The following is a 13,444-nucleotide window of genomic DNA, read 5'->3' as shown; positions in this document are numbered from 1 at the left end:
GCGATTTTATCCTTTTTCAAAAACAGGATCATTGATCGATTTTACTTAGCGCACAAGTCCACTTAACAAAAGACGATCACTTCTTTTAAGCGCCTTTGCTAACCTATCGGATATAAATCCTAAAGACACTTTGATAGGTGTGTATTGAGAATAGTAATGATAAAAATAGATAAGAAAGTAGAGAGAATATTTCAGATAGAAATTATTGAGACGCTAAGTAACATCGTGGAAGTGTTGGCAGAGAACGAGCAAGAAGCACTATTAAAAGCGCGAGATATTTATCGCAATGAAGATATTATTTTGTACCCTGACGACTTAATTGACACCAAATTTAATATTTTTAAATACGGTTAAATCGCGTCAAAACCCACCACTTCACCTGACAATAAAGTCAGACTGGTCATTGGCATGATACCGCGCAGCGCATTGCAAAAGAACAGCCGGCTTAAATGAGGTAAATCCTCATCTTGTAAAGACCTGATGATAACGGGGTTTTTGGTAGTCGATAACTCATCGATAATCACTTGCCGCATCACTCCAGCGACGCCCGATTGCGCCATCGATGGCGTATACCATTGACCAGCGCTCAGATAGTTGCTGTTGCTTTGAGCATGTGGACGATTGGACGATTTTGCGACTGGCGATTGTGATAATTGATAAAACACATTACTCGTCGTCCCCTCAACCCATTGTCCGCTCATATCGCGTAGCAGACCTTCGCCGAAGCTTGGTTTGATATTGCCTTCCAATGCTTTGGCTTTGATAGCTTGCAGCTCGCCACTTGCCAGTACATTATCCAGACGATTTAAGCTTTTCAGTCCAGCTAGTGGCAGCGGTAGACAAGCAATCTGAGACGATAAGCAAATGGCGCTAGCGGCTGGTTGTAGCGGGATGAATTGCCCATTAACCGCGATAGGCAGCGATTGCGCAGTGGTAATGCTCATTGGCGAAGATTTAAGCCAAATCTCGCAAATACTGCCGCAAGTATTTGGTGTATAACCATAACCACGAACTTCTTGGGAAGCACGCGTTACGATAAGTTTTAGCATGCCTTGCTGTAATTGCTTGGCATGCGTTTGTAATATCGCTAATAGTGAATCGCTGTCAAGCTGCAGTTGTAAGGCTATCGCATGCGAGTTCAGGCGCTGCTGATGATAGTCCAACCATAGTATCTGCCCATCAATGATGCCCATGGTGGTAAAAAAACCATCACCGTATGCCAGCCCGCGATTGTCTAATGACATAGTAAGCTTGGCAGCATCTGTCGTAGCATTGGATGGATGCAAACATATCCAGGTATTGGGCGACATCAAGGCTAGCCCCGCTTATTTATCAGCGGCTTGAGAAGCGGATTTATTAATCACCAGCATACAGCTATAAAACTCGCATTTTGCTAGCTCTACTTTTTGACCGCCGATGGTTTTATTTTTGATAATTTGACCACCGAGCATATCAGCGACCAGCTTGCCGCCTTCATCACCCATCAGTTGGCGCGCCAGCTGATAAGATTTTTTAGCATGGTTTTGGCTGAGCTCTTTTTCTTTATCAGAGTCAGTCGGATTGGCAAAATACCAGCCAAGCTCAAGATATTTTTCAGAATCAATCAAGTCTAAATACGGCGCATCATTCTGCATAAAGCGATATTTGGACGCCGGATTACTGGCATAATCCAAGCTATTTTCATCAGTGCTGACCACTTTACCAAATGCTGACTTTATCGCGCTAAGCTCATCAACGTTCAGAGCTTTAACTTTAGCGGTGCCCCAAGAGGCGACGTCATATTTTATTGGTGTCCCTTGCGCCGCAGTGGCGCCATCGAGGTCAGCATTTGCCTTGGTATTGTCTGGTTTGGAGGTTTCAGCGATGGTCTGCTCGCTACTCTCAGCGCTGACGTCTTCAGCTGCTGTATCGCTTTCTTTGTTGCTATTACAGGCGCTCAAAGACACGCCAACTGCCATTATCGTACCGACCATCAGGGTCTGTAGGCTATTCTTCAACATAGGCAATTTACTCACACTTTTATAAAGGTCTGAAAATAGTATCAACGAGCGGACAGCGATGCCGCTGGTAATGAACAATGTTTGTTAATTTTTTATATTTATATACTCTGTTATCGACTGGTCTTTTCTTTTTATACTGTAGTAGTTATTAAAACACAAAGCCAATAGAAATTTTGATGCTCCCTAGTTTACCCAACTGCTTAACACTTGACTAGCCTTTACGTTACGGATAACACTCCCACAGAGTACAGATTTGTTAAAGACCTCACGAGGCAAAAATATCATCTATTAAAGCATTAATTGAACGATTAATTTACGCAGTACAAATTTGTGCAAGATAGCGTTATCCCCTATGATGAACGGAAGAAGTGCGATTAATTGGAATGATTGGATTATCAACTTTTTATTGATAACTTCTTGCCTGTTAATTTTGCCACTATTTTAACCCTTATAGCCAGCGAACCCTTTATGACCCAGCATTTTATCGTTATTGGCAATCCGATTGCCCACAGTAAATCTCCTGAAATCCATACGCAATTTGCAGCGCAGGTGGGTATAAATATTAGCTATCAACGCCAGTATTGCCCCGATGATGCAGCCGGTTTTACTGCGGTAATTGAGGCCTTTTTTCAGGGCGGCGGCGTTGGTGCCAATGTGACCGTGCCCTTTAAGCAAGTGGCTTATGATTGCTGCGCGGCGCGTGGCGGCTTGTCTGAACACGCCAAGGTCGCTGGCGCAGTCAATACCTTGCTGCTAAATAAAGCGCTGTTAAAAAGTGGCACACCGATAGCCGAGGCAATATATGGTGATAATACCGATGGTCAAGGTTTGGTCAATCACATCACAAGCTTAGGCTGGCCGCTAAAGGATGCGCGCGTGGCAATTATCGGTGCAGGTGGCGCGGCACGTGGGGTGATATTACCATTGATTGAAGCGGGTATCGCCGAGCTAACCCTTGCCAATCGTACATTAAGTAAAGCGATTAATTTGGTTGCTGAGCTAAGCGTAGCGAGTGAAACCATTAATGACCAGCAAATTAAAACTTGTAGCACTGAAGCGCTAAGCGGTGATTTTGATATCATCATCAATGCCACCTCGATTGGTTTATCGGGCGATACGCTGCTGCTTAGCGACGAGCTCAGCGGCCATTATGCCTACGATATGATGTATGGACGTGAGCTGCCATTTTTACAGCATTTTGCCGAGCGCGGCGCGCAAACATCTGATGGTTATGGCATGCTTATCGGGCAAGCGGCGTTAAGCTTTGAGTGTTGGACGGGACATACGATTGATGTGGTAAAAGTCACTAAAACCTTACAAGCGCTTTGATTGCTATTTTTAAACATCTTTAAAGTATTGAAGGTATTAAACGTGACGATTAAAAAGGCCGTATAAATATTACTTATACGGCCTTTTCTAATCATGTATACCTTCTTTTATAAAGGTATTTATTTAGCCAAAACGCGCCAATAACCAATCCTCCATCCGGCGCAGCGGTACGCGTAAATTGGTTGAATGCATCACCACGCCGCCGCTTAAACCGACCAAGCAACCAATAATGGTATCAAACAAACGTGCCAAAATGACTTCTTGGTAAGCTTGCTCAGAAAACGGCAAACCACTGCCGTATTCAGCAATAAATATCGTTAGCGGCGTGATAAATATCACCGCCAGCCCATAATGGCGGTCGACCAAGGTTTCAATACAGAGCATCATTGCCAATATCGCCAGCGCCACGCCCCATATCGGCAAACCCCACGATAGCATCCAACCCGCCAGCCCCACGCCTAATATCGTCCCAAGCAAGCGATGTATCTGCTTAATCCACATGGTACGCAAATGAATACCTTGGATAATCAAAAAGCAGCTGACCGCCGCCCAATACGGATTTGATAAATTCAAGGTAAGCGCGATAACTAGCGCTAAACTCACAAAACCGGCGACAATCACACTTTCCGTGATGGTATCGGGCTCATAGCTATAAGTAGGTGTCGGCGTCGATGGGCGCGTCGCCAATAAAAACAGCGAATATAACAGCGCCATCACCAAAGCAAAGCCGCTGCCGAGCATTACCAAACCCGTGGCTGGCATGACGTCTTCTAGGGGCAGCGGTATAAATAGCGCAATCGCTCCCGCCATCATCACAAACAAGCCTGCAGGCGGTGGCTGGCGATAATAACGCCCAAAAATCACAATGCCAAAAGCCATCAAGGTAAATATGGGCAATTTTAATGGTGGGATTTGCTGTGCTATCAAACCGAGCGCAAAGCACAACGACATTGCAAAGCCCCATGCCATCACTGTCACCAACCGATACGGCAGCTTACCGACTAAGGGGACGTTTAAAATAACCATCGCCCCCAAAGACGCCTTGATACCAGACGATAAGGCGTCAAAGTAGGCACCCACAAATACCGGAAAGCTAATCGCAATCGCAGCAATAATCGGCATATGCCACGGGCGCTTGCTACGATTGACCGTCAGCAAGTGATGGAGTTCGCCGTCGATGAGATTTTTTAAGCGCGCAAATAATGCTATTAGCCAAGATGCTGGCATTACCTTGTGTTGTGACTTATGTTTTGCTTGGCGCTTTGATGCGCTCATAATTGGCTTTCTTTTATTCATCATTCATCTTATTGGTTCACGTAAATCATATCGTTAAATATTTTTGCTACTATCATCTATCTTTAAACCACATTATGCGAGTTATAGACAGTTCAAAATAAAAAGGGTCATTCAAAACAATATTCTATATTTATAACCAAATGTTTTGTTTTTAATACCTAATTATGAATATTAGTTATTAGTTGTATATTTGTCGTTATAGAAGATTTATACTGACCTCAATGCCAAAACAGCTATTTTTTATCAAGGACACCTTAACGGTTATCGAAATGGATAAGCTGTTCTTAATAAAACTGCATGACAACGCCTGATATTGTCCACCATTACCCCAAATAATTAAACAACCGCTTCCATAAATCGTCGCTTACCTACTAAGTTGACAGTCTATATTAGCGAATAACCAAAGAGAGCGACTATGTTAACTTACAAAGCACCTTTGCGTGATATCAAGTTTTTGATAAATGATGTTTTTGACTTCCAAACCCACTATAAAGATTTAGACAACGGCGAAAACGCTGATCCTGAAACGGTTGATATGATTCTTCAAGGTATGGCTGATTTTGCCGAAAACGTCCTTGCACCACTTTATCAGCCAGCAGACGCAGAAGGCTGTCATTTTGAGAATGGCGTGGTCACGACCCCTAAAGGCTTTAAAGAAGCTTATAACCAGTTCGTTGAAGGCGGCTGGCAAGGTATTTCGTACCCTGAAAAATTCGGTGGTATGAACCTACCAATGTCAATCAACCTTATCAAAGCTGAAATCATCGGTACGGCGAACTGGCCTTGGGCAATGTATCCTGGTCTATCGACTGGTTGTATCAATACCATTATGCAATATGGTACGGATGAGCAAAAAGAAACTTACTTACATAAACTGGTTGAAGGCTCTTGGGCGGGCACCATGTGTCTGACTGAACCACAATGTGGTACGGATTTGGGTCAAGTTAAGTCGAAAGCCATCCCGCAAGAAGACGGTAGTTATAAGCTTAGCGGCACTAAGATTTTCATCTCAAGCGGTGAGCATGATTTAACTGAAAACATTATTCACATCGTACTAGCGCGCCTACCAGATGCACCAGAAGGCACACGCGGTATCTCATTATTTATCGTACCGAAATTCCTACCAAATGCTGAAGGCGAAATCGGCGAGCGTAATGGCGTTGGTTGTGGCTCTATCGAACACAAAATGGGTATCAGCTCATCAGCGACTTGTGTCCTGAACTTTGATGATGCGGTTGGTTACTTAATTGGTGAGCCAAACAAAGGTCTAAAAGCCATGTTCACCTTTATGAACACCGCCCGTATTGGTACCGGTATCCAAGGTTTGGCGCATACTGAATTGTCATTCCAAAACGCCCTACCATACGCTAAAGACCGTCGTTCTATGCGCACCTTGTCAGGTACCAAAGAGCCTGAAAAAGTGGCTGATGCCATCATTCATCATGCAGACGTTCGCCGTATGCTATTGACCCAAAAAGCCTTTGCAGAAGGCGGTCGCTCAATGATTTATCATTCAGCTCGCTATGCCGATAAAATGTCTCAAGGCATCGCCAATGGTGATGATGCAGAATTTGAGAAGTGGGATGACAAATTAGGCTTCTATACGCCAATCCTAAAAGGCTTCTTAACTGAGCTTGGTATTGAAGCGGCCAAACACGGTCAGCAAGTCTATGGCGGTCACGGCTATATCAAAGAATGGGGCATGGAGCTGATCGCTCGTGATGCTCGTATCGCCACCATGTACGAAGGCACGACCGGTATCCAAGCACTAGATTTATTGGGTCGTAAAGTTATCTTGCAATCTAAAGGCAAAATCATCCGTGATTACACCTCAAGCATCATGAAATGGTGTGGCGAGTATGCCTTAGATAAAGACATGCGCAAATTCGTTTGGGCATTGACTAAGCTATGTGCTGAGTGGAATACTCTTACTGTACGCTTAATGCTGATGGCACGTAAAGACCGTGAAATCATCTCAGCGGCATCAGATGACTTTTTGATGTATTCAGGTTATGTAATGATGGGCTACCACTGGGCGCGTATGGCAGCGGTTGCTTATGAAAAGCTTGAAAATGGCGGTACAGAATCACCAGAATTCTACAAAGCCAAAATCCAAACGGCAGAATTCTATTTCGATAAGTTGTTACCACGTACTTCAGGTCATGCCGAAGGCATGGTTGCACCAAGCAGCAGCATGACAGCGATGGACATCGATAACTTTGCTTTCCTAGATTAGAATTGCAAAAGTATTAATTAATGATTGATAAGAAAAGCGCCTATTATTTAGGCGCTTTTTTATGCTTAACTGAAAGTCAGAAAGTACTAAAGCTGGAAGTAATAGATAGATGACAAACTAAATGAGGAGATAATGGTGTTTTCCATTCATAACAAGAGCAACTTATTAACCACACGGACGATAAACACGCTGTTACTTAGTGCCAGCTTAATCAGTGTGGGCGCAAATAGTGTATTGGCTAAAAGTAGCGACACCCCTATTCATTTTGCCAAAGGTGCTATCAGTAGCACGGTGACTGGGAAATTAAAACCCAATGAAAATGAGCGCTGGTATCGCTTTGATGCCAGTAGTTGGCAATATGCCATTATTAATATTGCACCACTTACGGGCACGCCTGAAACTGCCAATGTCGGCGTATTACATATGCCAAACGGCACACAGGATGGCACCAAAGGCGGTATCATTTATCAAGGTTGCCTACCCGCCACCGGAGAATATCGCTTACGTATCGCGCGCAATTTGATGTCCACTCAAGGTAAAACGGCCGGTTATAAAGTTGAAGTGATGATATTACCTAAATATGCCAGTGAATCCTTATGCGAGTATTTATAAGTTTATAAAAATACTCATAATAATTCATAAGCACTTATTAGTCCGCAAGCATCTTCTTATGATAAATCGCGCTGATTTCTTCCACCTCAACACAGATTTGTACGCCTACGCGCCCTGATTGTTCGCCATCTAACGCCTTTTCTATGGCAGCCGTTAATAGCTCAGCGAGCTGATGCCGTATGACCTCGTCACGACCGCTCATTATTTTTAGATGCGCATAAATAAAGCCACTGCGTTGCTCATCGTCTGCAACACCCACCAAGAATGTCTCAATCGGTATCATGCGCGTTTTGATATCAGTTGGCTTACTAAAATGCTCACTGTCCCATAATGCTTGATTTAATGCTTTAAGAAATGATTCTTCATGAGTAATGATGATATTGGGCGTCACTTCAATAGTTAAATGTGGCATAGGTAAAATCCTTAGAAAGGGCAAAGCCTGCTAGAAATTAATCATCAACAATATCTGCAAAGCGTGCAGCAAGGGCGGCTGCCAATTGCTCAGGCGGCAATTCAATCTCCAGACCTCGGCGACCGCCGCTGACATAGATGCTACTTTGCTCTTGCGCGGAGGTATGAATGAGAGTCGCTAAGCGCTTTTTTTGACCCAATGGACTGACACCGCCAAGCACATAGCCGGTAGTGCGTTCGACCTGCTTTGGATCTGCCATTTGCACTTTTTTGCAGGTCAGCATTTTATGAGCAGATAGCGCCTTGGCCATTTTTTTGAAATTTAAGGTTTTATCCACGGGTAAAATAGCCACTGCTAGACCACCAGTGTCAGTTGTGACCACTAAGGTTTTAAATACACGCTCGGCAGCAATGGCCAGTTTTTCAGCCGCTTCTAACCCAAAGGACGCAGTGTTACTGTCGTGAGTATATTCATGCAGCTTATAATCAAGGTTACATTGTTTGGCAAGTTTGATAGCAGGAGTCATAATGTTTTTAGCTTAGATAAAAGGTTAGAGAATAAATTTAAAAAGGATTTGAAGAACAATATCTTAATTCTGCTTTAATCTTAATACAATATGATGTGAAATCGCTAATTTTTCTACCTATGACTTCAAATAATTGCGCCTCTAAATAGCCATCTTAGCTGATATATTCTCTGGTGATAATGTTAATATTAACAGTATATACAGACACCATATATCGCTTTGATGGCTTTTATGGCATCATAAGCACAACATATTTGACTAATTTTGATACTGATTATGATACCGAAGTTCTTAAAAAAACGGATTTTTAAAGCGCCCGTAGCGACCAACGATACGGCAGTGACTAAAGACTTAGACACTGATATCAGCCCAGTCGCGCCAAAGCCTTATACTAATGCACCGATTAACCAGCTGTATCGTAAGCTTTCGGGGCAGATGCTTGATGTTGCCGTTAAGCCAAAGCTATTGGGCGAATTGCCTGAGTTTGATGACGACGACAATATCCTCAGGTTTTATGTGCTGCAAGACTATTCGCGCTCCAACAGTATTTTGATTGACCTCCAAACGCAAGAGCACAATCTGCCACCCGCCTTGGTTGGGGTACAAGATATTGCCCACGGCATTAAAGAAAATGCGGCGATTATATTCTTACATCATCCACATGCAAAAGACAGCCAGCTATCCCCTCGCTTATCGCGCTTGGTTTCTGCCGTTTTGCAACACCCAGAATTGAAAGTTCGCTTGGTACCCGTCTCCATCCTATGGGGACGCGCGCCAGAAAAAGAAGACTCGTTATTTAAGCTATTGACGGCTGATAACTGGCAAGACCCCAGTATCACCAAGCAGCTATTTAATATCGGCGTCATGGGACGCGACACCTTTGTGCAATTCCATCCACCGCAAGACTTGCGTACGCTTATTAATGACAGCCTAAAAGGCGATGGCGAAGCATTCTCTGTCTTTGATTCAGTGGCCAGCGATTTAACAGATAGCTTCGCACAAGACAGTTTATTAAAAGACAGTACTTTAGAAAACAGCACTTTAGAAAATAGTGAATTAAAAGCTAACGATTTAAAAGATAACAGCAATATCGTAAAGGATGGCGACGAAGCACCAAGCTATACCATGGTTGCAGCAGCCGACGGCAATCGCGAACTGGTGCGCTCTTTGCAACAACAGCTTAATATTTACTTAGACAAACAACGTGCCAGTATGCTCGGTCCTGATTTGTCAGACAGACGTAACTTGGTCGACAAATTGGTATATTCGCCAGCTATTAAACATGCCATAGAAGCTGAAGCTGCTGCGTCAGGTACCAGCGTACGTGAAGCGCGTATGTTGGCAAAAGGCTACGCCAATGAGATGGTTAATGACTATTCGCACTCGATTGTGCGTGGTTTTTATAAATTCCTCACTTGGCTATGGACGCAGCTTTATGATGGCGTCGAAGTGCATCACTTTGAGCGTGTGCGTGAGCTAGCGGCAGATCACGAACTGGTTTATGTGCCTTGTCACCGTAGTCATGTCGACTATCTATTGCTCTCTTATGTCATTTATAAGCGCGGTCTGAGCATTCCTTATGTTGCTGCCGGTGACAATTTAGATGTGCCAGTATTAGGGCCATTATTACGCGGCGCCGTTGCCTTTTATATTCGTCGTAGCTTCCGTGGTAACGCGCTGTATACCGCGGTACTGCGTGAATATATGCACACATTGATTACCCGTAATACGCCGATTGAGTACTTTATCGAAGGTGGTCGTTCGCGTTCAGGACGACTGTTACCCCCGAAGATGGGTATGCTGGCCATGACAGTGCACAGTCAATTACGTCATTCTGTGAAGCCAGTGGTATTTATACCGACCTATATCGGTTACGAGCGCATTATGGAAGGTGGTACCTATGTTGGTGAGCTAAAAGGCAAACCAAAAGAATCTGAATCGTTAATAGGTTTACTCAAAGTTGGGCGTAAGATTGAGCGTATCTTTGGTAATGTACATTTAAGCTTTGGCACGCCGCTATACCTTAGCGACTTTATGACAAAATTCGATGTGCCGGCCAACAGCTTACCTGCCGATCGCACCGATACGCCGCTCGATGATAAAACCAGCGCGATGGTCGATAATATCGGCGTCAAAGTGATGCAGCATATCAATAAAGCAGCGGTTATTACCCCTGTATCACTATTATCGTTGGTATTATTATCCGCACCAAAATCGGCGCTTGACGAAGAAATTTGCCGTGAGCAAATTGCCCTATATCAAGGTCTGGCGCAGCAGCTACCTTACTCAGCTGATACCGTCATCACCGATATGTCGCCGCAGCAAATCATCGATTATGGTATTAAGCTCAAGCTTATCGAGCGTATACCGCATATCTTGGGAGATATTATTCAAATTGCCGGCAAGCAAGCTGCTCTACTTAGTTATTTCCGTAATAATATCCTGCATGTCTTTATTTTATTATCATTCCTAGCGGCATTGGTAGCGCGCAATGGTCGCATCGAGCGCAGTCGTTTGAACAGTATTGCCGAACAATTATATCCATTCCTTCAAAGCGAGCTGTTCTTATACTATCCAGCGCATGGTTTGACAGAAACGCTCGACAAGAAAGTCGATAGCCTGCTTGCGAGTGGACTGATTGTAGAGTTAAGCGATGGTATATTGAGCGTGCCTGAAACCAATAGTAAATGCTATCAGCAGCTACAAGTGCTCGCGACGCCTGTCGAACAGAGTCTTGAGCGTTACTTTATGACCCTTGCGCTACTTGCACAGCAAGGCTCGGGCAATCTGACTGAAAACGAAGTCGTTGACCTCTGTCATCTATTGGGTCAGCGCTTGTCAGTGCTATATGCTGACGACATTCCTGATTTCTTTGACCGCGCGTTATTTACCAGCTTCCTTGGTGCTTTAACCCGTTTGGATTATCTACAAAAAGATGAAGAGACGGGCATATTAGTCTTTGATCAGCGCATCGACCATATTGCCCATCATGCCAAATATGTACTCAGTCCTGATATGATGCAAATTTTGCAGCAAGTGGCTAGCCTCAATGAAGAAGAGATTGCTCATGCGATTACTGAGATTAGTAATAAAAAGCAGCGTAAATTTGGCCGTAAACGTTAACTTATAGTCCGCAACATTCAATCATTTATTACAAAAAAAGACCTCTAATATATTAGAGGTCTTTTTTATTATCAATTTTAAACTTCTATACAGCCATATTTTTATCAGCTGTTAGATAGCTATCTTAGGTAGATGTCCTAGGTACTAATCTTTTTATACTTCATACGCTTAGGACTGGCGTCATCACCCATGGTCTTTTTACGATAAGTTTCAAACTCAGAATAGTTACCATCGAACCAAACTGGGCCTTCATCTTCAAACGCCAAAATATGAGTGGCGATACGGTCAAGGAACCAACGATCATGCGAGACCACCATTACCGTACCTGGGAATACTTGAATCGCATCCTCTAGCGCACGTAAGGTTTCGATATCCAAATCGTTTGATGGTTCATCAAGCAGCAAAACGTTCGCGCCTTGTTTTAGCGTTTTCGCCAGTTGCAAGCGGTTGCGCTCACCACCAGATAATTGACCAACATGCTTTTGCTGGTCTGAACCTTTAAAGTTAAAACGTCCGATATAAGCGCGACTTGGGGTGGTATAGTCGCCAACGGTAATGATATCAAGCCCGTCAGAAATTTCTTCCCAAACGGTTTTGCTATCATCTAAGTTGTCGCGTACCTGACCAACATAAGCGACTTTGACACTTTCACCCAATTCGACTGAACCGGTATCTGGCGTATCACGTTCGGTAATCATGTTAAATAGCGTGGTTTTACCCGCACCATTTGGACCGATAATACCAACAATGGCACCTGCTGGAACGTTAAAGCTTAGGTTTTCATACAGCAAACGATCACCAAATGATTTAGAGATATCATTCACTTCGATGACTTTATTACCCAAACGAGGACCCGGTGGAATATAAATCTCAGAGGTCTCGTTACGCTTTTGGAACTCTGTTGAGTTCAATTCCTCAAAACGCTGTACACGAGATTTAGACTTAGCCTGCTGACCTTTTTGGTTTTTACGAATCCAATCTAGCTCTTTTTTCAGCGCTTTAGCAAACGATTCTTCTTGCTTATTCTGCTGCTCTAAACGGGTGTTCTTTTGCTCGAGCCACTCAGTATAGTTGCCTTCATACGGATAGCCATGACCACGGTCAAGCTCCAAAATCCACTGAGCAACGTTATCCAAGAAATAACGGTCATGGGTAATGGCAACGATCGTACCGCTATAGTTCTGTAGGAACTGCTCCAACCATGCAACGGACTCAGCGTCCAAATGGTTAGTCGGTTCGTCAAGTAACAGCATATCTGGGCGTGACAATAGCAGGCGGCATAGTGCCACACGGCGTTTTTCACCACCAGATAGTTTGCTGACGTCAGCATCCCATGGTGGCAGACGCAGAGCATCGGCCGCTTTTTCAAGCTGGGTATTTAAGTTATGCGCATCCCATGCTTGGATGATGTCTTCCATCTTACCTTGCTCTTCAGCAAGCTTGTCAAAATCTGCATCCGGCTCAGCATATTCTGCATAAATGGCATCTAAACGAGCAAGTGCATCTAAGGCTTCACGCATACCATCTTCGACGTTACCACGCACGTCTTTACTGTCGTCAAGCTGTGGTTCCTGCGGCAGGTAACCAATTTTGGTGCCAGTTTGCGCGCGTGCTTCACCACTAAATTCAGTATCCACGCCCGCCATAATGCGTAGCAAGGTTGATTTACCTGAACCGTTGATACCTAGTACACCGATTTTGGCACCAGGGAAAAACGATAGGTTGATGTTCTTTAAGATTTCACGCTTAGGTGGAACAAGTTTTGACACGTTGTTCATCGTGTAAATATATTGAGCCATTAACACTCCGATAGACTGCATAGACGAGGCTGACAAATCCTATTCAGCAATAGTGCCAAACGGACTGCGCCTCAAAAATCAGGGTTATAAATTGTCTGCCATTATCGCATT

Annotated in this window: 11 protein-coding genes; 5 read left to right on the top strand and 6 right to left on the bottom strand. The window is 43.9% G+C overall.

Annotated features, from left to right (window positions below; genetic code table 11):
* Positions 1-156 precede the first annotated feature (156 nt).
* Positions 157-354, top strand: coding sequence for a DpnD/PcfM family protein (locus JMW39_RS07610; RefSeq protein ID WP_227679454.1), 198 nt, complete (start codon positions 157-159; stop codon positions 352-354).
* Here JMW39_RS07610 and JMW39_RS07605 read toward each other — a convergent pair.
* Together JMW39_RS07605 and JMW39_RS07600 are read right to left on the bottom strand one after the other, a co-directional pair.
* The gene (locus tag JMW39_RS07605; protein WP_201545326.1) at positions 351-1,310 is read right to left on the bottom strand and encodes an aminotransferase class IV; all 960 of its coding nucleotides are present in this window, start codon (positions 1,308-1,310) and stop codon (positions 351-353) included. The genes JMW39_RS07610 and JMW39_RS07605 overlap by 4 nt on opposite strands.
* Before the next feature lie 15 nt (positions 1,311-1,325).
* Complete coding sequence (locus JMW39_RS07600) at positions 1,326-2,000, bottom strand: hypothetical protein (protein ID WP_201545324.1); 675 nt, start codon at positions 1,998-2,000, stop codon at positions 1,326-1,328.
* Between the two features lie 468 nt (positions 2,001-2,468).
* Here JMW39_RS07600 and aroE point away from each other — a divergent pair, with 468 nt between their 5' ends.
* Entirely contained in the window at positions 2,469-3,329 is an 861-nt protein-coding gene (gene aroE, locus JMW39_RS07595; RefSeq protein ID WP_201545322.1) for a shikimate dehydrogenase, read from the top strand.
* A 123-nt stretch (positions 3,330-3,452) separates the two neighbouring features.
* Here the strand turns inward: aroE and JMW39_RS07590 are convergent, their stop codons facing one another.
* A complete protein-coding gene (locus JMW39_RS07590; protein WP_227679453.1) occupies positions 3,453-4,604 on the bottom strand; it encodes an FUSC family protein in 1,152 nt (383 codons plus the stop codon).
* A 436-nt stretch (positions 4,605-5,040) separates the two neighbouring features.
* Here JMW39_RS07590 and JMW39_RS07585 point away from each other — a divergent pair, with 436 nt between their 5' ends.
* Together JMW39_RS07585 and JMW39_RS07580 are read left to right on the top strand one after the other, a co-directional pair.
* Positions 5,041-6,861: an acyl-CoA dehydrogenase C-terminal domain-containing protein gene (locus JMW39_RS07585; protein WP_201545314.1), complete on the top strand. Its 1,821-nt coding sequence runs from the start codon at positions 5,041-5,043 to the stop codon at positions 6,859-6,861.
* Positions 6,862-6,993: 132 nt separating this feature from the next.
* Entirely contained in the window at positions 6,994-7,473 is a 480-nt protein-coding gene (locus JMW39_RS07580) for a hypothetical protein (RefSeq protein ID WP_227679452.1), read from the top strand.
* Positions 7,474-7,510: 37 nt separating this feature from the next.
* Here the strand turns inward: JMW39_RS07580 and JMW39_RS07575 are convergent, their stop codons facing one another.
* Both JMW39_RS07575 and ybaK read right to left on the bottom strand, forming a co-directional pair.
* Positions 7,511-7,885 (bottom strand): 5-carboxymethyl-2-hydroxymuconate Delta-isomerase, encoded by a 375-nt coding sequence (locus JMW39_RS07575; protein ID WP_201545312.1) that lies wholly within the window; start codon positions 7,883-7,885, stop codon positions 7,511-7,513.
* Positions 7,886-7,922: 37 nt separating this feature from the next.
* A complete protein-coding gene (gene ybaK / locus JMW39_RS07570) occupies positions 7,923-8,411 on the bottom strand; it encodes a Cys-tRNA(Pro) deacylase (protein ID WP_201545310.1) in 489 nt (162 codons plus the stop codon).
* A gap of 276 nt (positions 8,412-8,687) precedes the next feature.
* Here ybaK and plsB point away from each other — a divergent pair, with 276 nt between their 5' ends.
* Positions 8,688-11,534, top strand: a complete 2,847-nt coding sequence (gene plsB, locus JMW39_RS07565; RefSeq protein ID WP_201545302.1) for a glycerol-3-phosphate 1-O-acyltransferase PlsB — start codon at positions 8,688-8,690, stop codon at positions 11,532-11,534.
* A 137-nt stretch (positions 11,535-11,671) separates the two neighbouring features.
* Here the strand turns inward: plsB and ettA are convergent, their stop codons facing one another.
* Positions 11,672-13,333: an energy-dependent translational throttle protein EttA gene (gene ettA, locus JMW39_RS07560; protein WP_201545294.1), complete on the bottom strand. Its 1,662-nt coding sequence runs from the start codon at positions 13,331-13,333 to the stop codon at positions 11,672-11,674.
* Positions 13,334-13,444: the final 111 nt, after the last annotated feature.

The organism is Psychrobacter immobilis (genome assembly GCF_904846175.1).
Lineage (GTDB): Bacteria > Pseudomonadota > Gammaproteobacteria > Pseudomonadales > Moraxellaceae > Psychrobacter > Psychrobacter immobilis_E.
The sequence above is the reverse complement of the archived record's forward strand: the minus strand, read 5'-3'. Positions and strand labels throughout refer to the sequence as shown.